Annotated in this window: 24 protein-coding genes and 1 pseudogene; 19 read left to right on the forward strand and 6 right to left on the reverse strand. The window is 70.4% G+C overall.

Annotation, left to right across the window (positions count from 1 at the left end):
* Window positions 1–89: 89 nt before the first annotated feature.
* Window positions 90–485, reverse strand: a complete 396-nt coding sequence (locus tag ACGFYY_RS38195) for a nuclear transport factor 2 family protein (protein ID WP_393716705.1) — start codon at window positions 483–485, stop codon at window positions 90–92.
* A gap of 142 nt (window positions 486–627) precedes the next feature.
* Here ACGFYY_RS38195 and ACGFYY_RS38200 point away from each other — a divergent pair, with 142 nt between their 5' ends.
* Complete coding sequence (locus ACGFYY_RS38200) at window positions 628–2,034, forward strand: SMI1/KNR4 family protein (RefSeq protein WP_393716707.1); 1,407 nt, start codon at window positions 628–630, stop codon at window positions 2,032–2,034.
* Here ACGFYY_RS38200 and ACGFYY_RS38205 read toward each other — a convergent pair.
* A complete protein-coding gene (locus ACGFYY_RS38205) occupies window positions 2,031–4,100 on the reverse strand; it encodes a DHA2 family efflux MFS transporter permease subunit (protein ID WP_393716709.1) in 2,070 nt (689 codons plus the stop codon). The two genes, ACGFYY_RS38200 and ACGFYY_RS38205, sit on opposite strands and share 4 nt — an antisense overlap.
* A 222-nt stretch (window positions 4,101–4,322) precedes the next feature.
* Between ACGFYY_RS38205 and ACGFYY_RS38210 the strand changes: the two genes are divergently transcribed.
* Window positions 4,323–5,150: a peptidoglycan-binding protein gene (locus ACGFYY_RS38210; protein WP_393716711.1), complete on the forward strand. Its 828-nt coding sequence runs from the start codon at window positions 4,323–4,325 to the stop codon at window positions 5,148–5,150.
* A gap of 134 nt (window positions 5,151–5,284) precedes the next feature.
* Window positions 5,285–5,968 (forward strand): HAD-IA family hydrolase, encoded by a 684-nt coding sequence (locus ACGFYY_RS38215; RefSeq protein WP_393716713.1) that lies wholly within the window; start codon window positions 5,285–5,287, stop codon window positions 5,966–5,968.
* 589 nt (window positions 5,969–6,557) lie between these two features.
* Here the strand turns inward: ACGFYY_RS38215 and ACGFYY_RS38220 are convergent.
* Together ACGFYY_RS38220 and ACGFYY_RS38225 are read right to left on the reverse strand one after the other, a co-directional pair.
* Complete coding sequence (locus ACGFYY_RS38220; RefSeq protein ID WP_393716748.1) at window positions 6,558–7,085, reverse strand: DinB family protein; 528 nt, start codon at window positions 7,083–7,085, stop codon at window positions 6,558–6,560.
* Window positions 7,086–7,438: 353 nt separating this feature from the next.
* Window positions 7,439–8,020 (reverse strand): TMEM165/GDT1 family protein, encoded by a 582-nt coding sequence (locus ACGFYY_RS38225; protein ID WP_393716715.1) that lies wholly within the window; start codon window positions 8,018–8,020, stop codon window positions 7,439–7,441.
* A 617-nt stretch (window positions 8,021–8,637) separates the two neighbouring features.
* Between ACGFYY_RS38225 and ACGFYY_RS38230 the strand changes: the two genes are divergently transcribed.
* From ACGFYY_RS38230 to ACGFYY_RS38240, 3 genes and pseudogenes are all read left to right on the forward strand, one after another.
* Window positions 8,638–9,282, forward strand: coding sequence for an HNH endonuclease family protein (locus tag ACGFYY_RS38230; RefSeq protein WP_365270056.1), 645 nt, complete (start codon window positions 8,638–8,640; stop codon window positions 9,280–9,282).
* 141 nt (window positions 9,283–9,423) lie between these two features.
* Window positions 9,424–10,734 (forward strand): annotated as a pseudogene (locus ACGFYY_RS38235) (alkaline phosphatase D family protein); the annotation flags it as partial.
* 39 nt (window positions 10,735–10,773) lie between these two features.
* A complete protein-coding gene (locus ACGFYY_RS38240) occupies window positions 10,774–12,309 on the forward strand; it encodes a recombinase family protein (RefSeq protein WP_393716717.1) in 1,536 nt (511 codons plus the stop codon).
* On the opposite strand, the gene ACGFYY_RS38245 is transcribed toward ACGFYY_RS38240, so the two are convergent.
* Entirely contained in the window at window positions 12,269–12,817 is a 549-nt protein-coding gene (locus ACGFYY_RS38245; protein WP_393716719.1) for a hypothetical protein, read from the reverse strand. The two genes, ACGFYY_RS38240 and ACGFYY_RS38245, sit on opposite strands and share 41 nt — an antisense overlap.
* A 74-nt stretch (window positions 12,818–12,891) precedes the next feature.
* Entirely contained in the window at window positions 12,892–13,350 is a 459-nt protein-coding gene (locus tag ACGFYY_RS38250) for a hypothetical protein (protein WP_393716721.1), read from the reverse strand.
* 237 nt (window positions 13,351–13,587) lie between these two features.
* On the opposite strand from ACGFYY_RS38250, the gene ACGFYY_RS38255 reads away from it, so the two are divergent.
* From ACGFYY_RS38255 to ACGFYY_RS38315, 13 genes are all read left to right on the forward strand, one after another.
* Window positions 13,588–13,803: a helix-turn-helix domain-containing protein gene (locus tag ACGFYY_RS38255; RefSeq protein WP_393716723.1), complete on the forward strand. Its 216-nt coding sequence runs from the start codon at window positions 13,588–13,590 to the stop codon at window positions 13,801–13,803.
* Window positions 13,800–13,976, forward strand: coding sequence for a hypothetical protein (locus tag ACGFYY_RS38260; protein ID WP_393716725.1), 177 nt, complete (start codon window positions 13,800–13,802; stop codon window positions 13,974–13,976). The genes ACGFYY_RS38255 and ACGFYY_RS38260 overlap by 4 nt, the downstream gene beginning before the upstream one ends.
* An 86-nt stretch (window positions 13,977–14,062) precedes the next feature.
* A complete protein-coding gene (locus ACGFYY_RS38265; protein WP_393716727.1) occupies window positions 14,063–14,506 on the forward strand; it encodes a hypothetical protein in 444 nt (147 codons plus the stop codon).
* A 65-nt stretch (window positions 14,507–14,571) separates the two neighbouring features.
* A complete protein-coding gene (locus ACGFYY_RS38270; RefSeq protein ID WP_393716729.1) occupies window positions 14,572–15,246 on the forward strand; it encodes a hypothetical protein in 675 nt (224 codons plus the stop codon).
* A complete protein-coding gene (locus tag ACGFYY_RS38275) occupies window positions 15,239–15,535 on the forward strand; it encodes a hypothetical protein (protein WP_393716731.1) in 297 nt (98 codons plus the stop codon). Before ACGFYY_RS38270 ends, ACGFYY_RS38275 begins: the two co-directional genes overlap by 8 nt.
* Entirely contained in the window at window positions 15,528–15,734 is a 207-nt protein-coding gene (locus ACGFYY_RS38280) for a hypothetical protein (protein WP_393716732.1), read from the forward strand. The genes ACGFYY_RS38275 and ACGFYY_RS38280 overlap by 8 nt, the downstream gene beginning before the upstream one ends.
* Window positions 15,731–16,048: a hypothetical protein gene (locus ACGFYY_RS38285; protein ID WP_393716734.1), complete on the forward strand. Its 318-nt coding sequence runs from the start codon at window positions 15,731–15,733 to the stop codon at window positions 16,046–16,048. Before ACGFYY_RS38280 ends, ACGFYY_RS38285 begins: the two co-directional genes overlap by 4 nt.
* The gene (locus ACGFYY_RS38290) at window positions 16,045–16,713 is read left to right on the forward strand and encodes a hypothetical protein (protein ID WP_393716736.1); all 669 of its coding nucleotides are present in this window, start codon (window positions 16,045–16,047) and stop codon (window positions 16,711–16,713) included. The genes ACGFYY_RS38285 and ACGFYY_RS38290 overlap by 4 nt, the downstream gene beginning before the upstream one ends.
* Window positions 16,710–17,651, forward strand: coding sequence for a YqaJ viral recombinase family protein (locus ACGFYY_RS38295; protein WP_393716738.1), 942 nt, complete (start codon window positions 16,710–16,712; stop codon window positions 17,649–17,651). Before ACGFYY_RS38290 ends, ACGFYY_RS38295 begins: the two co-directional genes overlap by 4 nt.
* A complete protein-coding gene (locus ACGFYY_RS38300; RefSeq protein WP_393716740.1) occupies window positions 17,648–17,890 on the forward strand; it encodes a hypothetical protein in 243 nt (80 codons plus the stop codon). Before ACGFYY_RS38295 ends, ACGFYY_RS38300 begins: the two co-directional genes overlap by 4 nt.
* Window positions 17,887–18,753, forward strand: coding sequence for a recombinase RecT (locus tag ACGFYY_RS38305; protein ID WP_393716742.1), 867 nt, complete (start codon window positions 17,887–17,889; stop codon window positions 18,751–18,753). Before ACGFYY_RS38300 ends, ACGFYY_RS38305 begins: the two co-directional genes overlap by 4 nt.
* On the forward strand, window positions 18,750–19,577 hold the full coding sequence (locus tag ACGFYY_RS38310; RefSeq protein WP_393716744.1) for an exonuclease domain-containing protein: 828 nt from the start codon (window positions 18,750–18,752) through the stop codon (window positions 19,575–19,577). Before ACGFYY_RS38305 ends, ACGFYY_RS38310 begins: the two co-directional genes overlap by 4 nt.
* Window positions 19,577–19,945: a hypothetical protein gene (locus ACGFYY_RS38315; RefSeq protein ID WP_393716746.1), complete on the forward strand. Its 369-nt coding sequence runs from the start codon at window positions 19,577–19,579 to the stop codon at window positions 19,943–19,945. The genes ACGFYY_RS38310 and ACGFYY_RS38315 overlap by 1 nt, the downstream gene beginning before the upstream one ends.
* Window positions 19,946–20,109 lie beyond the last annotated feature (164 nt).

A 20,109-nucleotide genomic window follows, 5' to 3' on the forward strand; every position in this document is an offset into this window, starting at 1 on the left:
GGCCTGACACGATTCGGGCCCGGGTCGGGGCCAGGTCCGATCCCCGGCCCGGGCCGCGACCCGGGCCCCGGGCCGGACCTCGGGCCGTCTCAGCTCCAGAAGGCGTCTTCCTCGTCGATGTCCGCGGTGCACTGGTCGATGTCGGTGATCTTGTCGCCGATGATCGTGAAGAAGAGTCCTTGGCGGATCTCGATGCCGCGGTCGCCGCGGTCGGCGCGCGCCGTGTGGAAACTCATCACGTGCCCGCGTCCGTCCGCCAGCACCGATTGCAGATCCACCTGGAAGGTGCCGTTCGTCTCCGTGCCGAGGCGACGGTAGAGGTCCAGGACGTTGTCCCGGCCCTTGTGGTGCCCGGACAACGGGTTGCTGCCCGGCACGTGGTGGATGACGTCGGCCGTCAGCAAGGTGCTCATCGTCTCCATGTCGCCCTTGCCGAAGGCCTCGTAGCCGCGGCGGACCAGGGCACAGTCGGGATGCTCTGACATGGCGTTCCCACCCTCCGGGTACGCAGGGAATGTCCTTTTTCCTATCATCGGCCTGGCCTTGTGGATATTCCACGTGGGAGAGTGACCGCGGATTCCGCAGCGGCGCGGGTCGGATGTCGGTCGCCCCGCGTACGGTCTGCGCATGGTTGATCAACAATCTCCCGGGCGATCGATACGTGACTTCGCGACCTGGGAGCCCGTACTGAGGCTCTTGTGGGCGGCCAAGGCGGACACGGCCGGTACCGGGCCCGCTCGCGTGGCGGGGCGCATCGGGCGAAGCGGCTGGAGCCTGGCCCTCCCGCACCCGGTGCCACCGCCCGGTCGGGCTCTCCGGACCGAGGACGTACGGGACGAGCTCGACGCGGTGGAACGGGTGCGGGCCGCGCTGGCGGAGGCCGGTGTCGACGACGTCTCGTTCTCGGCGAAGATCGAACCGACCGGGACGACCGTGCTGCGACTGATCGGACCCAGCCCGGCGGTGGAAACCGGAATCGGAGGCCCGCACCCCGGTGCGCTCCTCCTGGTCGAGGGCGCTCTTCCCGAGCCCTGGCGTCGCCTCCCCGATCCGATGCCCGGAGCGGGGCCGGCCCCTTCCGCGGACCTGGAGCTGCTGGAGCGGACGCTGCGCGAGCGGCTGCCCGACGCCATCGGCGCGACGGAGGACGAAATCGCCTCCGCCGAAGCCCGCCTGGGCGTCCGTCTGCCCGAGGAACTCAAGGTCCTGTACCGGGTGACGCGGGCGCGGTGGGAGGACTGGGGCAACGCCTACGAGGTGGCGGACGGTGTCTTCGAGGCGGTGCGCTGTGAACTCTCCTCCGTGGACGACCTGTACACCGCCGACGCTTCGACCCGCGACTGCAGTTGGGAGTTCGCGGCCATGGAGGCGGTCGACACTCCGCCCGACGCAGCCGTACAAGGCGTCGTCGGATCACCTGGGTGGATCGTCTTCGGAGAGAACGGCGGAGGAGACCGACTGGCGGTCGACCTGACACCCGGCCCGCGCGGACACGTCGGGCAGATCATCCTGATCGGCCACGAGGAGAGCGTCGGCGCCGCGTTGCTGGCCGAGTCCCTCACCGACTGGGTCCTGGACCGTGAGGCGGAAGGGAGTCGACGCCGCCGAGCACAACCACCGCTCGTGGCCCACGTCAACCACGCGAGCATCCGGAGCGTGCGGGAAGCCGCGCACCCCGGCCTGGAGGTCCTGTCGCTCGGGGTGTGGGACGGCCCACCGTTCAGCCTCGCCCCGGTCGCCGGGCTGCCCCGCCTGCGCACCCTCTCCGCGTACGCCGGCACACTCGCCGACCCGCTGGAGATCGCCGAGCTCACCGGCCTGGAGTTCCTGGCGCTCGACCCGCGGGACTGGCGCGTCCTCCTGGACGCCGGCGCCGTCCCCCGAAGCCTGTCGGCCGCGTCCATCAGGGCGTACGGCGACCAGGACCCCCTGACCGTCGTGGCCCTCGCCAACGAGATCCTGGCCCTCTGGGACCGCCCTCAGATCATCCAGACCGTCCTGGAAGGAAACCTCGACCCCGTGGCGACGGCCTAGTGGGCGGCGTGGTCCCGGCGCGGCAAGGCGTCGTAGGGCTCTTCCGCGTCGGACCCGCACAACTCCGCGTTGATCTGCTTCACCAGCTTGACCAGGTCGGTCGGGCGCTCCGGTCCCCACCAGTCGCCGAGCAGCTCGGCGAGCGACTCCTCCCGGGCCTCCGCCAGCTTTCCGGCGCTCACCCGCCCCTGGTCCGTCAGGACCAGCGGCAGCCCGTCCCGGACGGCGAGCCCACGCTCCTCGATCTGGCGCGCGGCGTCCGTGACGACCTTCAGCGGCACATTGGTGCGCTCGGCGAGCATCGCGGGCTCCACCGAGCCGTACCTCTTGATCCGCAGCAAGAGCCAGCTGGAGGCGGGCAGCAGGTCGTAGCCCGCCTTCTCGGTGATCTTCTCGTAGACGTGCCGGCGGCCCTCGCGGGTACCGAGGACCGACAGCGCACGGGCGACCTCGTCATGGGATGAGCGCTGGACGGGGTTGGAGGCCAGGGTCTCCGTCACATCGGGAGCCGTCACCGACCCGCGGAGCTTGTCCTCCTTCAGGAACCAGGCGATCACGAAGGCGATGAGGACGACCGGCACCGCGTAGAGGAACACGTCGGTGATCGCGGTCGCGTAGGCGTCGAGCACCTGGGGTCGCAGATCGGCGGGAAGCGCGGCGATGGCCCGCGGGTCCGCCTCCAGCTGCGCGACGCTCGCACCGGCCGGAAGCGTGACGCCCGCCAGGGAGGCGGCCAGCTTGTCGTCGAGCTGATGGGTGAAGACCGTGCCGAAGATGGCCACGCCGAAGGAGGCGCCGATGGAACGGAAGAAGGTGGCACCGGAGGTGGCGACGCCGAGGTCGGCGTAACTGACCGCGTTCTGCACCACCAGGACGAGCACCTGCATGACCAGGCCGAGGCCGGCGCCGAACACGAAGAAGTAGACGCTCATCTCCCAGGTGGAGCTGGTGCGGTGCAACTGGTGCAGCAGGAGCAGGCCCAGCGCGGTCACCGCCGTGCCCGCGATCGGGAAGACCTTCCAGCGCCCGGTCCGGCTGACGATCTGGCCGGAGACGGTGGAGGTGAGCAGCATGCCGATCACCATCGGCAGCATGTGGACGCCCGACATGGTCGGTGAGACGCCCTGGACGACCTGGAGGAAGGTCGGCAGGTAGACCATCGCGCCGAACATCGCGAAGCCGACGACGAAGCTGATCGCCGAACAGAGGGTGAAGGTGCGGATGCGGAACAGGCCGAGCGGCAGTACCGGTTCGGTGGCCCTGCGCTCCACGAGGAGGAAAGCGACGAGCAGTGCGGCGCCGAGGACGGCGACGCCGATGATCCGGGCCGAGCCCCAACCCCAGGTGGCGCCGAGGGAGGCGACGAGCACGAGGCAGGTGGCCACGCAGGCGATGAGGAAGGTGCCGAGGTAGTCGATGGTGTGTTTCGAGGAGCGGGCCGGGATGTGCAGGACGGCGGCGATGACGACGAGCGCGACGAGACCGATGGGGAGGTTGATGTAGAAGACCCAGCGCCACGACAGGTTGTCCACGAACAGGCCGCCCAGCAGCGGGCCCAGCACGCTGGTCGCACCGAAGACGCCACCGAAGAGGCCCTGGTACTTGCCGCGTTCGCGCGGCGGGACGATGTCGCCGACGATCGCCATCGACAGCACGATCAGTCCCCCGCCGCCGAGGCCCTGCAGGGCACGGAAGCCGATGAGCTGGGGCATGTCCTGGGCGATCCCGCACAGCGCCGACCCGATGAGGAAGAGGACGATGGCGTACTGGAAGAGCCGCTTGCGTCCGTACTGGTCGCCGAGCTTGCCCCACAGCGGGGTGGCGGCGGTGGAGGCGAGCATGTAGGCGGTGACGACCCAGGACAGGTGCGCCATGCCGCCGAGGTCGCTGACGATGGTCGGCAGGGCGGTGGAGACGATGGTCTGGTCGAGCGCGGCGATCAGCAGGCCCAGCAGCAGCGCTCCGATGGAGACGAGTACCTCGCGGGAGGCGTGCTCGCCGGCGGGGTTGGTCCTGTCCGGGTCGGGAACGGGGCCCGGGCCCTTCGCGGTCACATCCTGAGCCATCGATACCTCCTCAGGCCGGATCAACGTCTCCATCCTGAGCGGTGTGTCCGGTTATGGCCTCTCGGGCGGTTGGGACGGCTCCTGCGGGTCTGCATAATCGCAGGCAATAGCCAGGGAGGGAGTCCAGTGAGCCGTCAGCACTGTCCAGAATGCGGCGCCACCGGCGCAGCCTGCGGGTGCGTGCCGGGTGTGGGTTTCAACCCTTTGCGTATCCGCCCGTACGTGACGTTGCCCGACCCCGGCGAGCCGGACACCCCGGTGTCCCCGCAGCCGGTGTCCGGCGCGGTGGCCCCGGACCCGCACCCGGCGCCCGTTCCGGTGGACGACGACACCCCGGCGTACGGGATACCCGTACCACCGCAGGACGGGCCGTGGCCCGCGGAACCCGCCGGGCCCGCGTACCCGCCGAACCCGGCCGAGACGGTCCAGCTCCGGGCGATCCCGGCAGCGGGCCGCACGTACGCCGCCGCAACGGCCCCGGCGAAGCGAACCGGCCCGGCCGCGCGGAAGCCGCTCGCGCTGCTGATCGGCGCCGCCGCGGTGGTCGCCCTCAGCGGAACGGCCGTGGCGGTGTGGGCGCTCCCGAGTTCCACCGAAACCGATGCCGTACTGCTGGAGGGCAAGGCCTCGGCGCCCGTGACGAGCGCCGCCCCGGCCGCGCCCTCCGCGAGTCCGTCCCCGACCAAGGGCAGCCCGTCCCCCTCGGCCTCCCCGTCACCGAGCGCCTCGAAGTCGGCGTCCCCCTCCCCCTCACCGAGCGCGTCCCGCACCTCCGCGCCCCCGTCTCCCAGCCCCTCCCCGAGCGCGATCCGCTCCTCCAGCCCGCCGCCCACGCCGCAGGCCCCGACCCTGCGGCACGGGGACTCGGGCTCGGAGGTGGAGAAGCTCCAGCGGCTGCTGGCGGCACAGGGCCTGTACCGGGGCCGGATCAACGGCCGGTTCGACTGGCGGGTGGAGGACGCCGTGTCGGAGTTCCAGTACGACAGGGGCATCGACGACCAGGAATGGGGCTTCTACGGGCCGGTGACCCGCAAGGCACTGGAGGGATGAGCGTCACATGTCCGCTGGTGGCGCGGACCGCCCTTTGTTTTGTATCGTGATGGAACAAAGTGGTTCCGTCCTCATTCCCTGACCGGTGGACGGAACCACTTGTTCTCTTTCCCGCCCCGTCTGGAGCCCCGCCGATGCCGGCCAGCACCACCACCGCACCCGTAGCCCTCACCGCCAAGGCCCTGCTCCTGGACATGGACGGCACGATCGTCAACTCCGACGCGGTGGTCGAACGCTGCTGGCACGAATGGGCGGTCTCCCACGGGCTGGACCCCCAGGCGGCCATGAAGGTGGTCCACGGCCGCCAGGGCTACGCCACCATGGCCGTCCTGCTGCCGGACCGCCCCATGGAGGTCAACCACGCCGAGAACGCGGTGATGCTGGCCCGCGAGACGGCCGACACCGACGGCGTGATCCCGGTCGTGGGTGCCCCGGAGTTCATGGCCGCGCTCGACGGCCTGCCGCACGCCCTGGTCACCTCCGCCGACACGGCCCTCGCCACGGCCCGGATGACCGCCGCCGCCCTGCCCATGCCCGAGATACGGGTCACGGCCGAGTCCGTCCAGGCCAGCAAGCCCGACCCCGAGGGCTTCCTCATGGGCGCCGCCGCACTGGGCGTGGACCCGGCCGACTGCATCGTCTTCGAGGACTCGGCCGCGGGGATCACCGCGGGCAGGGCGGCAGGCATGCGCGTGATCGGCGTGGGCCCCCGCGCGGCCGCCCACGCCCCGACGGCCCACGTCCCGGACCTGACCGCCCTCCAGGTCACGGCCACCCCGGACGGCTCGATCACCATCACGCTCCACCCGGCGGCCTGACCCCGAACGGCTCCCACGTCGGCGAGGCGACCGCTCGGCGGCACAGCCTGCGGGCGCCCGTCGGATGCCGCAGGCTGTGCCGCCGAGGCCGGCCGGGCCGACGCCGCGTCGGGATGATGCTCGGCGGAACCGGGCTTGCCGGAACCGGGCTGCGGGAATCGGGCCACCGGGGACCATGCTCGCCGGACTCGGGTCGCCGGGACCACGCTCGCCGGACTCGGGCCGCCGGGACCACGCTCGCCGGAACGGTCTGCCGGAACCGGGCCGCCGGGACCACGCTCGCCGGAACGGGGCCACCGGGAACCAGGACCCCACTCGCCGGAATGCGGGGCCGGGCCTCTCCGACCGCCCCGATGGCCTCTCGTCTCCCGGCCCGTTCCTTCGGGGGCTTCCCGGCAGTCTTTCGTTTCTCCGGGGCGGGACGGTCGGTCAAGGGTGGCCGAAGGCCATCGCGAAGCGACGCGACGACGAAGGAGGAGCGCCCTTGAGGGACCGGCCCGACCCGGAGACACGATGAGACTGACGGGAAACCCCCGAACCCTCCCCGATGCCGCCCCAGCAGCTCCCGCCCCTACTGCCCCCACTGCCCCTACTGCCCGACCCGCCCGTCGATGCGCTCCCGCAGGAAGTCCGCGTGGCCGTTGTGGCGCGCGTACTCCTCGATCATGTGGACCAGGACCTCGCGGAGCTCCATCGGTTCGCCGTCATGCCCGCCACCACCCGCGACGTCCAGGCTGGGGGCCTCCGCCACGAGCTGCTCCGCGAAGGCGACCTCGGCACGCCAGGTGTCCCACGCGTCCGCGACCACCGCCGGGTCTGCCACCGCGCCGGTGAAGTCCCCCGCGCGGTCTTCCTCCGAGCGGTAGTGCCGTCGTACCTCCTGGCCCGCCATGACCTGCCGGAACCAGTACTGCTCGACGCCGGCGAGGTGGCGTACGAGACCCAGTAGGGACAGGTTGGACGGTTCCACCGAGCGCCGCGCCAAAGCCTCCGCGTCGAGGCCCGCGCACTTGAGTTCCAGCGTCAGGCGCTGGTCGCGCAGATATCCGGCGAGCACGGCGCGCTCGCCCTGGAATCCGCCGTCGGTCCGCGTGTCCTCGTCGGGGTGGACGAACATGTTGGACCAGCCGAACTTCCGCTCCTCGACGGACACAGCAGCAGGCACGGACGCGGGCGCGGACCCAGCCACGGGCATGGGCACGGACGCGGGCACCGGCGCCGAAGCAGCCGCAGACACGGGCTCCGCCAGAAGCGCGGGCTCGACGAAGGGACTGATGGAGGGGCGGACGGAAGGGCGGGCGGAAGGGCCGCCGAAGGAGGGGCCGGCAAAAGATTGGCCATCGAAGGAAGGCCCGCCGAAGGAAGGCCCGGCGAAGGAAGCGGTGTCGGTCACGCGCACGAGCCTGACCTGTACGTTCTCCGCCCGCAAGGCAATATCCCCCACCCCACCCCACTCCTCCCTCCCCGAACTCAGCCCGCGATCGCCTCGTACAGGGAGAACGCGGCCAGCGCTGCCATCACGGCCGCCGCGATCTTGATGATCAGCCGCAGCGGCACGTACTTCATCAGGGTCCGCCCGCCCAGGATGCCGATGCCCGCGACCGCCCACAGGGCGAGCACAGCGCCGATGCCGACCGAGACGGGGTCGTCGTACCGGGCGGCGAGGTTGGCGGTCATGATCTGGGTCAGGTCGCCGAACTCCGCCACCAGGATCAGCATGAAGCCCGCCCCGGACACCTTCCAGAAGGACTGGTCGGCGGGCGGCTTGACCTCCTCGTCCCCGTCGTCCTTCTTCAGGAGCAGCATGGCCGCGCCCAGAAGAAAGAGGACGCCGACAACGGCCTGGACGAGCCGGTGCGGAAGCAGCGTGAGGACGCTGCCCGCGGCGATGGCGAGTGCGACGTGCACGGCGAAGGCGGCGGCGACGCCGGCGAAGACGTAGGAGGCGCGGTAGCGGGTGCCGAGCATCAGGCCGGCGAGGGCCGTCTTGTCGGGGAGTTCGGCAAGGAAGACGACGCCGAAGGCGATCGCGGTGATGCTGAAGCTGAACACGGGGGTGAAACCTCGATCGGTCGGGCAGGGCGCCATCGGGACCGAGAGACCTGGGCTGTGTCAGGGGTCGCTTCGGCTCGGCGGCGCCCTGGCTTGCGCGTGCGCGTACGAAACGCGCCTGCGCTGAACAGGACACTGCGGCCGAAGGTCTCGCTGGCCTGCCGCTGTACGCGGCCTGCCTCCGGGCGCCGGCTGGGGTGACCCAGCAGTATGTCGACGGTCCGGCGAAGAGCTACTCCCCTTCTGCTCCGAACAGGATACGCGACGCCCACGGCCGGCCCTATGGACCGTCGCCCCCACCTCGCCCTCTCGCGCCCCTTCGCACCCGCCCCGAACCACCCCGAACCACCTTCGGCGGCACACCCCCATCCCTCCCGCATCCCTCCCCCGGCCCCCTCACACCCCGCTCACACCCCCATCGCACCACCCTCACACGATTACGGAATATCAACTTCCGATTAAATCAGGGGCGTTGATTGACTTGATGTGACGTGCCCATGTCGCCAGGCTGTCACCTGGCGCCCATCCCCGCGATACCCGGCGCCGCCACGATGGCCACGCCCCGCCGGGGCCGCACGGCCACACCCCCCGCACCCAGGGAGCCCCTCATGGCACTCATACCCAGCATCTACGCGCGTCGAATTGGCGTGCTCGCGTCAGCGGCGTCCCTCGCCGCGCTGACCTCCCTCCTCAACGCCCCCGCCGCCCAGGCCGCGCCGCCCGCCCCCATCAGCGCCTCGGCCGCCCGCGCCTACCTGGCGACCGTCACCCCGAAGACCGAGGGTTCCACCAGCGGCTACAGCCGCGACCTCTTCCCGCACTGGAGCACCGTCTCCGGCAGCTGCAACACCCGCGAGACCGTCCTCAAGCGGGACGGCGTCAATGTCGTCCAGGACTCGGCCTGCGCCGCCGTGAGCGGAAGCTGGTACTCGGAGTACGACGGCGCCACCTGGACCGCCGCCTCCGACCTCGACATCGACCACGTCGTCCCGCTCGCCGAGGCCTGGCGTTCCGGCGCCAATTCCTGGACCACGAGCAAGCGCCAGCAGTTCGCCAACGACCTCACTCGCCCGCAGCTCATCGCGGTCACCGACAATGTCAACCAGGCCAAGGGCGACCTCGACCCCGGCAAGTGGATGCCCTCGCGGACGGCCTACCGTTGCACGTACGCACGGATGTGGGTCAACGTGAAGCAGTATTACGGTCTGAGCATGGACTCCGGCGAGAAGACGGCCCTGGTCAACACCCTCAACGGCTGCTGAGGCCACTGACACGGCTCACGCCGGCGAGGCCACTGAGGCCGCGCACCGAGCCGGCCGCCGATCTTTCCCCGTCAGGGGGAGGCGTCGCTCCCCCTACCCGTCGTACCGTGATCGAAGGGGCTACGGAGGAGGGGGAGTTGCATGGCCGGACTGCGTCTGGGGCCGCTGCTGCGCCACGTCGACTGGGACACGGGGCGGTCGGCCACGATCTGGATCGAGGCGGACCGCCCGTGCACGGCCGAGGTGCGGTGCGCGGACGGGTCGGGCGGCAGTGCGCGCACCTTCCAAATAGCCGGTCACCACTACGCGCTGGTCCCGGTGACCGGCCTGACCCCTGGCGCGACCACGGCCTACGAAGTGCTGCTCGACGACCGGCCGGTGTGGCCGCTGCCGGAGAGCGGTTTCCCGCCGAGCACGATCACCGCTCCGGCCGTGACGGGCCCCGGCCGGCCCGGGCCCGGGCTGCGCGTGACCTTCGGCTCCTGCCGACAGGCCGCGCCGCCCGCGGGCCGGCGGGGGCCGCACGGCGCGGACGCGCTCGACACCCTCGCCGCGCGGCTGGCCGCAGACCCGGAGGCGGTGCGGCCGGACGTCCTGCTGCTGCTCGGCGACCAGGTGTACGCGGACGCGCTGTCGCGGGAGACCCGGGCGTGGCTCGCCGCCCGTCGGGATCTGCGGGAACCTCCCGGTGCCCAGGTCGCGGACTACGAGGAGTACACGCGGCTCTACTACGAGTCCTGGCTCGACCCGGAGATCCGCTGGCTGCTGTCGACCGTCCCCAGCCTGCACATATTCGACGACCACGACGTCATCGACGACTGGAACACGAGCGCGGCCTGGCTGGCGGAGATGCGGGCCACCCCGTGGTGGCGGGAGCGCGTGCTCAGCGGCCTGATGTCGTACTGGGTGTACCAGCACCTGGGCAATCTCTCCCCCGCCGAGCTGGCGACCGACGCGGTGTACGAGGCGGTACGGCAGACCCGCGACGGTACGGACGTCCTACAGGCCTTCGCCTCCGCGGCGGATGCCGATCCGGCTACGGTGCGCTGGAGCTACCGGCGCGACTTCGGCCGGACACGGCTGCTGATGGTGGACACCCGGGCCGCGCGGGTGCTGGCGGAGGACGGGCGGGCGATGCTCGATCCGGCGGAGCAGCAGTGGCTGCGGGAGAACGCCTTGGCAGGGCATGGCGGTTACGACCATCTGCTGATCGGGTCCTCGCTGCCGTGGCTGATGCCGCCGCTGATCCACGACGCCGAGACGTGGAACGCCGCGCTGTGCCGTGGGGAGCGGGGGCCTCGGTGGGCGCGGATCGGGGAGGATCTGCGCCGGCGCAGCGATCTGGAGCACTGGGCGGCGTTCCCCGCCTCGTTCGCGGCGCTGACCGACCTGATCGAGGAGGTCGGCACGGGGCCTCGGGCGCCGGCGACGGTGTGCGTGCTGTCCGGGGACAACCTTCTACAGCACGTAGGTTGACGCTATCCTCGGCCCATGCCGATCGCCCCGGAGTACCTGCACCTCGTCCACCAGGGCCCGTTCCCCTGCTACCTCTACGGACGCAGCAGCCGCGACCCCAAGAAGCGCGGCCGGTCGGTCGGCGACCAACTTCACGACGGCCGCGACCTCGCAGACACCTGGGGCTGGCCCGTCGTCGAAGAGTTCAAGGACACCGGCGTCTCCGCCACCCGATACGCCCACAAGGCGCGCGACGACTTCGACGAGATGCTGACCGGCATCAAGGAGCGGCGCGTCCGTCTCGTCGTCGCCTATGAGGCCTCCCGTTACTACCGCGACCTTGAGGTGTACGTTCGGCTGCGCAACGCCTGCGCCGAGGCTGACGTCCTGCTCTGCTACAACGGCATGATCTACGACCTCAGCACCGCCACCGACCGGAAACTGACCGCGCAGGACGCCCTTCAGGCCGAGTCCGAGGGCGACATGATCCGGGAACGGAACCTGCGCACCGTCAGGATCAACGCGACGGCAGGCAAGCCGCACGGCCGCACGCTGGACGGCTACCGGCGACGCTACGACCCGGACACCGGTGACCTGATCGACCAGGTTGAGGACATTGAGCGGTCGCCGCTCATCCGCCGTCTGTTCGACGAGGCGGAGGCACACCGGTCGATCCGCGGCATCGCAGTCCGCTGTGGCGACGACGGCTGGTACACGCGGGATGGCAAGGCGATCACCCGCACGTTCGTGCTGGGGGTGCTCCGAAATCCGGCCTACATCGGTCGGCGCGTTTTCCGGGGCCGCGAGCTTTGCGATGCGACGTGGCCCGCGCTGATCCGGCCCGCCCAGTTCCAGGCGGTACAGGCGTATCTCGACCAGGAGGACAGGACATGGGCTCGGGGTCAGGACTCCGAGCCGCGGCACCTGCTCTCGGGGATCGCCCTGTGTGGTCTGCACCCGGAGCTGGCCGGGGAGGGGGCCGAGCCGGTGATGCGGCCGTACGTCAACGGTAAGTCGTGGTCGTACCGCTGCGAGTTGAAGGCCCACGTGTCCATCAATGAGGCCATGTTGCATGACGCCGTCACAGAGGCTGTTGTATCGCGGCTGGAGGACCCCGTGTACGCCGCTGGGTTCAGGGAGAAGCCGGCACAGGCGGCGGCCGACGCAGCGCGGAACCGGCTGGTCAGCCTGGAGCGGCAGCTCGACGAGGCGCGCGAGATGGCCAGCCAGTTCGACGAGAGTGGGGCCCCGGCATTGAGCGTGGCGTCTCTGGCCGCGCTTGAGCGGCAGCTGATGCCGTTGATCGCAAAGGCCAGGCAGGAGGCGCAGGGCCCGCAGGGGGTGCCGCTGGTCCTGCGGAATCTGATCGGGGCGCCGGATGTGTCGGAGGCGTGGGATGACATGGAGCTGGAGCAGCGGCGTGCGGTGATTCGCCGGGTGGTGACGATTCGGGTGTACCGGTCGGCGACGCAGGGTGCACGACGTCTCACGCCGGACCGGGTTCGGTTGTCGTGGTACGGCGAGCCCGGCTTCAGGGGTGTCGTGCCTCGCGCTCGCGGGCAGGCTGATTAGCCGCGTCGGCGGGATGGGCAGCGGCCCGGTCTCGGGTGGGCTGTTGTCCCGGGAGGCGGATGATTTTCGCCTCGGAGGTGGTGGGCGGGGCGTTGTGGAGGCCGGCGAGGTACAGGCGTACCCCGGTCTCCATGCTTTCCACGATGAGGGCCTCGCGCTGTCCCTCGAACTTCTCCTCGAAGGCGGCCTTGGCTGCCGCAAGCGCGTGCTGATTCGCAACCCGGTCCGCTTCGAGGTCCCGGATGCGACGGCGGTGCTCTTCTGCCTGGGCGGCACCGAGGGCCAGGTAGCGGGTGCGTTCGTCGTGGGCATGCTGACAGGCGGTTTCGAGGCGACGGCGTTCGTCTTCGAGGAGTCGCCGTTCATCTCTGGCGTCCACGCTCCAGGTTCGGGTCATGGCGAGGTGCATCATGGCGGCGGACGCAAGTCCTACGAGGCCGCCGCCGAGGGAGGCGGGGGTGTTGCTGTCGACGATGCCGTAGGCGACGACGCTGGAGGAGAAAGCCATGACTACGCCGGCTGTTGCGGCGGCCGCGCGGGCCCGGGTTGTTGTGGTTTCTGTCTGTTCCATCCGTACCCCCGCTATGCGTGTGCTGCCGCGCCTCCGTCGTCGTCGGCGGTGGCGCGTTCTGTGCGTTCCGTACGTTGCAGCCGCTCCACTGCCGCGGTGAAGAGCTCTCGCCCGACCGCGGTCTGAATGCCCAGCGCATCGGCTGCTTCATCCAAAGTGATTGAACGTGAGCCTACCCCTGTTGCCCGAGATTGCGCAGGGGCTGACAGGGACTCAGGGGAGAGGATTTCGGCCGCGATGAGGAGGTCGATGGCGTTGACGTCGACTGCCTTGGCGAGGGGTTCGAAGAAGCGTGGGTCGGGCATGGCCTCCCCCCTGAGCACGCGGCCCATGGTGCTTTCTGAGAGGCCGGCGGCGCGCGCAAGCGCGGCTTTGCCGCCGTGGCCGTCGAGGTCGTACCTGCCCGTGGCTCGGGCGGCGTTGGCGATCAGCCTGCCGAACCGCTGTCGAACCGTCTCTTCACTCCGCATGCGTGCACGGTATCTGCCCAGGTAGGAAGGTGCAGCACCCTTGCTAGCAAGCAAGGGTGCGCGTTTGGCCAGGTGGAGGCATTGGGGCAGCGTGTTCCAGCGCTCGAACATGCGTTCCCCTTCGAATCTTTACTTTCACAGCAGGCAACCTTGCTTGCTAGGCAGGGTGTCTTGTGCCTAGAGTTCTGCCTACCGAGGCAGAATCGTCTAGGTAGGCAGAACCGAGGGGGGTGACCCATGAAGTACCGACTCCACATCGCAAACCTCAAGCAGGCCGCCCACACCCGGGGCGACACCACGCAGTACGCCATCGCGAAGCGGACCGGACTCTCCGAACCGCACGTCAGCAAGCTGCTGAACCACCGGTCGAAGCCGCTCGTCGAAACCCTGCTCGTCTTCAAGCGGACGTACGGCGGCACCGTCGACGATTTCATCGAAGAGGTCGCCGCATGAGCCGCGCGGAACGCATCGCCCGGCTCGGCCCCGAGTACGTCGCCTACATCCGGCAGCGCGTGGCTGAGGCTCCTGCACCGGACGCGGCACACGTCGACGAGCTCCGGCCGATCCTCACCAACCCGGCCAAGCGCCGCACACGGCCCGCGGGCTCCGCGCCGGCCGCCGCCTGACCCCTGACAGACCGAGGGGTCGCGGGGCCTGGCACGGCCCACACGACCCCGGCATTCCTCACAACCCGAAGAGATCGAGGAACACCATGAACCACAAGCCTAGCCCCACCGACCTGCTGGACGGCGCACGCCGTACGGTCCTGGTCGCCCTCCCGGTCCGACCCACGCCGCCGGCCACGGTCGAGAGCACCATCCTGGCCGCCGCCCGGGTCATCGCCCGCGTCGGTCTCCACCACGGCGACTACGTACTGGACGCGCTCGGCCGCGACGGTCTCGACGTGCCGATGTACGTCCGCCCGATGTCGGTGGTCGGTGCGATCCGGCACGCGGCTACGGGCTCGCCGCAGAAGACGAACTGTGTCGCGGACATGGCGATCGGGTTCCTGGCCCTGTCGATCGACGGCGGCCCGGCGTGGACGGATCCGTTCAGTCTGGAGGCGCACGTCGACGACTGGTCGGACGGTGTGACGGCGGCTGAGGCGGTTGCGTTCCTGGAGCTGGCGGCTACGGCCCCGGAGCGTGCGGCGTGAACACGAAGGCGCTGAATTCGCTGGCGGACTTGATCTGTCGGGCTCAGGAGCAGGACCGGACGCCGATGGGGATCGCGTTCGCGATCGACGCGGCGGGCCGGCACATGTCCCCGGAGACGGTCGCCGAGCTGGACCGGTTGCAGACGCGGGTGGCCGAGCTGGAGACCTCGGCTCGTGGCTGTGACGGTGAGGGATGCGTCCTGCCCCACAGCTCGTGGTGCACCCGGGCCCGGAAGTTCGCGTCCCAGCACGACGGCTGCACCTGCGGCGAACCGTGGACGGACACGCCTCAGACTCACGCCGGGCACTGCTGGCTGATGAGCCCGCCCTGGGACGAGATGGAGTGGCACCGCAAGCGTGTTGCCGAGCTGCTGGCCCGGGTCGCCGAGCTGGAAGCCGAGCGGCACGCGACGAACGAGGCCCTGTCCGACGCGGCCGTACAACTGCGGGCAGACCGAAACCGGTTCGCCGAGCTGGAGGCCGAGCGCACCCGCCCGGCGCCGATGCTCTACCGCGACCGGTTCGGCGACACCTGGCAGGCCGACGGCAACAGCTTGACGCTCGCCGCGACCGAAGCCGGCGGCCCGACTACCGGGCGGCCCTGGGTCGAGCCTGCGGCGGACGTCGCCCGGGACTTCGGCCCGCTCGTACCGGTCCGGTCTCCGGAAGACCCGTACGTCTCCCCGCTGCACCACGACTACCGCGTCAGCCACGACCTTCCCGAGGTGCCCCATGTCTGAGCAGCCGCCCGTGACCGGGCCCATCCCCATCTACGTCAAGCCGATCCCCGTGGGCGCCGAGCTCGACCTGGTCGCACTCACCGCGCACGTCGTCAGCGACGTCCTCGACGCGCTCATCGAAGGTGACGACACCACGCTGTGGGACCTCCTCCACGAGGTTGCTGCTCCGTCGGCGGGCGCGGCGGAGCGGCTGGACCGGGAGGAACTGGAGCAGCAGCTCGTCGAGCGCGCGTCGTCCCGCGTGCCGCTGTACGGGGCCGCGGCGTTGGCGGAGGCGCCCCGTGGCTGACCGAGTTCTGGTGCTGTGCGCCCACGGCTACGCGCTGATGCAGGACTCGTGCCCCGGCTGCGACGCCGAGGCCGAGACCCCGCACCAGGGGGACCCGGTCCGTGTCGTCCCCTCCTGGACCAGCACCCCGCACACCCGCTGCCGCCGCTGCTCCCTCCGCCCGTCCCACCGCATCCACCTGAAGGGCGTGACCCGATGACCACCCCGAAGCCCGTCCGTGGCCCGCTGTACGTCGAGGCCACCCCGATCACGGTCACCCTCGACATCAGCCCGCTCGTCTCGAACAACGTGCATGACCTCCTTGACCTGCTTCGCTCGGACGAGTTCATCGACACGTTCATGGAGCTGGACACCACGGGCGGCCTCGCGTTCGAGGAACTGCACGCGGCCCTTGTCGAGCGGCTCGCTACGAAGGTCGCGTTGACTGGCAAGCAGGCCGTGCGTATCGGCGAGCAGCTGGTGGTACTCGGCGAGGAACGGTCCATCCCGGAGCAGCGCGGGGAGGCGGCATGAGCGCCGCCGAGCACTTGGCCGAAGCCATCTCCGTGGGCTGCACCCGTGACGACCACGACCACGTCGGCGACCACCGACGCGAGGTTCTGAACGAGGCCATTCAGACCGCGAACTCTGCGTACGAGCAGCAGGAGCTGGGCGACGCGCGCAGCGACTACAACGAGGGCGTGTTCGACGCCGTGTCGGCCCTGTACCGGCTCCTCAACAGCGCGAGCAGGGTGGAGGGGAAGGGCACCGGCACGACCGGCGGCGAGCCCACCCCGTCCGACCCGCTGATCGTCCGCCGCTTCGACACCTCCATCGAACCCGACCGCTTCTGCGGCGAGACCGAGATGGTCGTCTACGCGGTCGCCGAGGACGGGCGCCCGGTCGCGCTGCTCCTCGACGATGCGGCGCGCGCCAAGCTCGCCAGCCTGATCGGTCATCCCGGGCCCGGGCTGGACGAGCGGGCCCTCCGGCTCGCCGACCACATCCTCAACGCCGGCGGGGAGTGGACCACCAACAAGGCCCACCAGTGGGTCGTCTCGGCCATCGAGCCGAAGCCGCCGATCCACTTCACCCGGCACTCCCTCCAGGCCCTCGCCGTACACGGCTACCTCACCGAGCGCCGCGAGCCGGGCCGGGTCTCGTACACGCCGAACTACGCCACCGGTGGTGGCCGATGACCGAGACCGCGCTGGCCGGGGCGAGCACCGCCCCGGCCGCCGGCCCCACCGTCCTCGGATGGTTCCAGGCCGGCTCACCCGAATGGCACGCCGCCCGCGCAGCCGGGATCGGTGGCTCCGAGATCGCCGCCGTCCTCGGCCTCTCCCCCTACGAGTCCCGGTTCTCCCTGTGGCACCGCAAGAAGGGACTCCTGGCGCCCGTCGACGAGACGAGCGTCATGTACTGGGGGAAGAAGCACGAGCCGACGATCTGCGACGAGTTCGCGGAGCGGCACCCCGAGTTCAAGGTCGCGCCGTCTCCGACGTACGCAACGATCGGCCGGCCGTGGCAGATCGCGAACCCGGACCGTCACCTCTGGCCTGCCGAGGACCCCAGGTTCCTGGCACCCATCGAGGAGCTACTGGAGGCCAAGACCAGCCGCGACGACGAGGGCTGGGGCGAGGAAGGCACTGACCAGATCCCGGTGTACTACCGGGCCCAGTGCCTCTGGTACCTCGATGTGCTGCGTGCTCGCCGCTGTCACGTCGCTGTGCTGATCGGTCTGTCGGACTACCGGGAGTACGTCGTCGAGTACGACGAGGCCGAGGCCCGGGTTCTGCGGGAGGCGGGCGCGGAGTTCGTTCGGACGCTGGCCGCCGGCGAACGGCCGTCCATCGACGGGCACACCGCGACCTACCAGGCGATCCGGGATCTGCCCGAGGGCCTGGACGCGGTGGACGTCGAGATCCCGACCGTGCTCCGCGACCGGTGGTACGCGGCGCAGGACGCGGCATGGATCGCCGAGGACGAGCTGACCGCCTGCAAGAGCGAACTCCTCGACCTGATCGGCACCGGCCAGCGCGCCATGTGTGAACGCGTCCGGATCGCGACCCGCACCGTCCGCGACGGCAGGACGTACCAGCTCCTTCCCGCCCGCACCCGAAGGACCGCCCGATGACTCCTGCGGAACAGATGCTCATCGCCGCCGCCGACCTGAACGCCAAGGTCGCGCGGGCTAAACGCAAGGGGGGCGCCATCACCGTGCCGGCCTCCGCAGTCAGCGAGATCGCCTACCTCCTCGAAGTCTGCGGCCGGTCAACCGCTCAAGCCGGGGCGATCAACGGCACCAGGAACCCGGCGCTCGTCGAGCACGCCCACGACATCGCCCGCACTTACCTCGGAGAGCAGCCCCGATGACCGACAACACAATCTCCAACGCCGTCGCAGTCAGGGACAACGGGCCGGGCGCGATGATCGAGGCCTACCGTGCCGACCTGGCCACCGTCATGCCGTCCCACGTCAAGCCCGACACGTTCGTCCGTCTCGCAGTCGGCGTCCTGCGCCGGGACCCGAAGCTGACCGAAGCCGCCCGTAACAATCCGGCCGCGTTGATGGGCGCCCTCATGGACGCCGCGCAGCTCGGGTTGACGCCGGGAACCGAGCAGTTCTACCTGGTCCCCCGTAAGACGAAGGGCCGCCTGGAGGTTCAGGGGATCCGCGGCTACCAGGGCGAGATCGAACTGATCTACCGGGCGGGCGCCGTGTCTTCGGTGATCGTCGAAGTTGTCCGGCAGGCCGACCGGTTCCGGTACGCGCCGGGTCGGGACGAGCGTCCCGACCACGAGATCGACTGGGACGCATCCGACCGGGGGCCGCTCCGTCTCGTCTACGCCTACGCCGTGATGAAGGACGGTGCTACCTCCAAGGTAGTCGTCCTCAACAGGGCTCAGGTGATGCAAGCCAAGGCCATGAGCCAGGGCTCGGACACCCCCTACTCCCCGTGGCAGAAACACGAGGAGGCCATGTGGATGAAGACGGCCGCGCACCGGCTGACGAAGTGGGTTCCGACCTCAGCGGAGTACATGCGCGAGCAGCTCCGTGCGCACGCCGAGGTGGCTGCCGAGGTCCGGCCCGCACCCGCCGTGCTGGCCCCCCAGCCGGGCGGGCTGACCGTCACGAACGACGAGGACGAGGGCCCGATCGACGCCGAGTTCGTGGACGACGTGCCGTCCGCTGGTTGGCCGGCGGCCGCGCAGCCCGGATCGGGGGCCCGCGCATGAGCTGGCACCTCGGCCGTATGGCCGCCCTGGACTTCGAGTCCAGCGACAAGCACCCCACGACCGCGCGGATCGTCACCTGCGCCCTCATCCTCGTCGGCGGCGGCCAGCCCACCGACTACCGGAACTGGCTGATCAACCCCGGTATCCCGCAGGAGCCCGGCGCGATCGCCGTGCACGGCATCACCGACGAGTACGCCGCCGAGCACGGCCAGGCCGCCGAGCAGGGCATCACCGGGATCGTCAAGGCGTTGTCCGAGGTCGTCGCCGCCGGGATCCCCATCGTCGGCCACAACGTCGGCAGCTACGACCTCAACCTCCTTTCCCACGAATCGGTGCGGCATCTCGGCGCCCCGCTGACCGAGACCATCCCGGACGCGTCCGCCCGGATGCGGGTGATCGACACGATGGTCCTCGACAAGCAGACGGCTCCGTTCCGCCGGCGAGTGTCGGAGGAGCAGGGCCCGTACCAGCTGAAGACCACCGCGCAGCGGTACGCGCTCGGCTGGGATGACGCGGCGGCGCACGGCGCGGACTACGACGCGCTGATGTCGGCCCGGGCGGCGTGGCACATGGGCAACATCGCGCACCGGCCGCACGACCAGCGGCCGGACTGGGTGCAGGCCTTGCGTACGCAGCGCTTCGACTCGCTGATCTTGGGTCTCGATGACCTGCACGCCGCGCAGGCGAAGTGGGCGGCCCGGGACGCCGAGTCGTACCAGCGGTACCTGAGGGACCCGGCGAAGTCGGGTGCGAAGCACGATCCGGCCGCCGTGATCGACGGTTCCTGGCCCCTCATCCCTCAGCAGCAGGACGGAGCGCAGTGATGCGAGTACGAACCCTCATCCGCCGGTTCCGCGGCGACCAGACCCGGGCCGCCGGAGTGATCGCGGGCCAGGCCGTGAAGATCCGCGACCTGGAGGCCCGGCTGGCGACCGCCGATGCGGCCGTCATCAAGCTGATGCGGAACGGCAACAGCGGCTCGGACGACCAGATCAAGTTCCTGAAGAGGGAACTGGAGCGCCGGGCCCGGCTGATCGACCAACTCCGTACCGGGGTCGTCGATGACGCGCAGACCGCCGAGTTGCGCCGCCGGCTCCACGACACGCAGCAGGCCAACCGCGGCTTGGAGCAGCGACTCGCGCTCCTCCAGGCCGCGAACAGCGGGATTTCCGTGCTGGAGGCCGCCGCGTGACCACCGGAATTCCCGCGGCTGGGCTCCGAAGCATCAGCTACGGCGGCGGCGTCCAGTCCACGGCGCTGCGAACTCTGCGAGTTCAGACTTTCCGAGAGGTCTTCAGCAGGAACCCGGACCTGCGTTGTGTCTCCGCTTCGGCATCAAGGGCCGGGTTCGGGCCG

This window comes from Streptomyces sp. NPDC048331 (assembly GCF_043201215.1).
In the GTDB taxonomy this organism is placed as follows: domain Bacteria; phylum Actinomycetota; class Actinomycetes; order Streptomycetales; family Streptomycetaceae; genus Streptomyces.

Excerpts from the sequence above, each read along its gene's own strand:
- ACGFYY_RS38300 (WP_393716740.1), top strand. The coding sequence starts at position 17,648 with ATGACTCCTGCGGAACAGATGCTCATCGCCGCCGCCGACCTGAACGCC.
- ACGFYY_RS38290 (WP_393716736.1), top strand. The coding sequence starts at position 16,045 with ATGAGCGCCGCCGAGCACTTGGCCGAAGCCATCTCCGTGGGCTGCACC.
- ACGFYY_RS38215 (WP_393716713.1), top strand. The coding sequence starts at position 5,285 with ATGCCGGCCAGCACCACCACCGCACCCGTAGCCCTCACCGCCAAGGCC.
- ACGFYY_RS38195 (WP_393716705.1), bottom strand. The coding sequence starts at position 485 with ATGTCAGAGCATCCCGACTGTGCCCTGGTCCGCCGCGGCTACGAGGCC.
- ACGFYY_RS38310 (WP_393716744.1), top strand. The coding sequence starts at position 18,750 with ATGAGCTGGCACCTCGGCCGTATGGCCGCCCTGGACTTCGAGTCCAGC.
- ACGFYY_RS38245 (WP_393716719.1), bottom strand. The coding sequence starts at position 12,817 with ATGGCTTTCTCCTCCAGCGTCGTCGCCTACGGCATCGTCGACAGCAAC.
- ACGFYY_RS38240 (WP_393716717.1), top strand. The coding sequence starts at position 10,774 with ATGCCGATCGCCCCGGAGTACCTGCACCTCGTCCACCAGGGCCCGTTC.
- ACGFYY_RS38220 (WP_393716748.1), bottom strand. The coding sequence starts at position 7,085 with ATGTTCGTCCACCCCGACGAGGACACGCGGACCGACGGCGGATTCCAG.
- ACGFYY_RS38295 (WP_393716738.1), top strand. The coding sequence starts at position 16,710 with ATGACCGAGACCGCGCTGGCCGGGGCGAGCACCGCCCCGGCCGCCGGC.
- ACGFYY_RS38205 (WP_393716709.1), bottom strand. The coding sequence starts at position 4,100 with ATGGCTCAGGATGTGACCGCGAAGGGCCCGGGCCCCGTTCCCGACCCG.
- ACGFYY_RS38265 (WP_393716727.1), top strand. The coding sequence starts at position 14,063 with ATGAACCACAAGCCTAGCCCCACCGACCTGCTGGACGGCGCACGCCGT.
- ACGFYY_RS38275 (WP_393716731.1), top strand. The coding sequence starts at position 15,239 with ATGTCTGAGCAGCCGCCCGTGACCGGGCCCATCCCCATCTACGTCAAG.
- ACGFYY_RS38250 (WP_393716721.1), bottom strand. The coding sequence starts at position 13,350 with ATGCGGAGTGAAGAGACGGTTCGACAGCGGTTCGGCAGGCTGATCGCC.
- ACGFYY_RS38260 (WP_393716725.1), top strand. The coding sequence starts at position 13,800 with ATGAGCCGCGCGGAACGCATCGCCCGGCTCGGCCCCGAGTACGTCGCC.
- ACGFYY_RS38305 (WP_393716742.1), top strand. The coding sequence starts at position 17,887 with ATGACCGACAACACAATCTCCAACGCCGTCGCAGTCAGGGACAACGGG.
- ACGFYY_RS38315 (WP_393716746.1), top strand. The coding sequence starts at position 19,577 with ATGCGAGTACGAACCCTCATCCGCCGGTTCCGCGGCGACCAGACCCGG.
- ACGFYY_RS38270 (WP_393716729.1), top strand. The coding sequence starts at position 14,572 with ATGGGGATCGCGTTCGCGATCGACGCGGCGGGCCGGCACATGTCCCCG.
- ACGFYY_RS38200 (WP_393716707.1), top strand. The coding sequence starts at position 628 with ATGGTTGATCAACAATCTCCCGGGCGATCGATACGTGACTTCGCGACC.
- ACGFYY_RS38255 (WP_393716723.1), top strand. The coding sequence starts at position 13,588 with ATGAAGTACCGACTCCACATCGCAAACCTCAAGCAGGCCGCCCACACC.
- ACGFYY_RS38285 (WP_393716734.1), top strand. The coding sequence starts at position 15,731 with ATGACCACCCCGAAGCCCGTCCGTGGCCCGCTGTACGTCGAGGCCACC.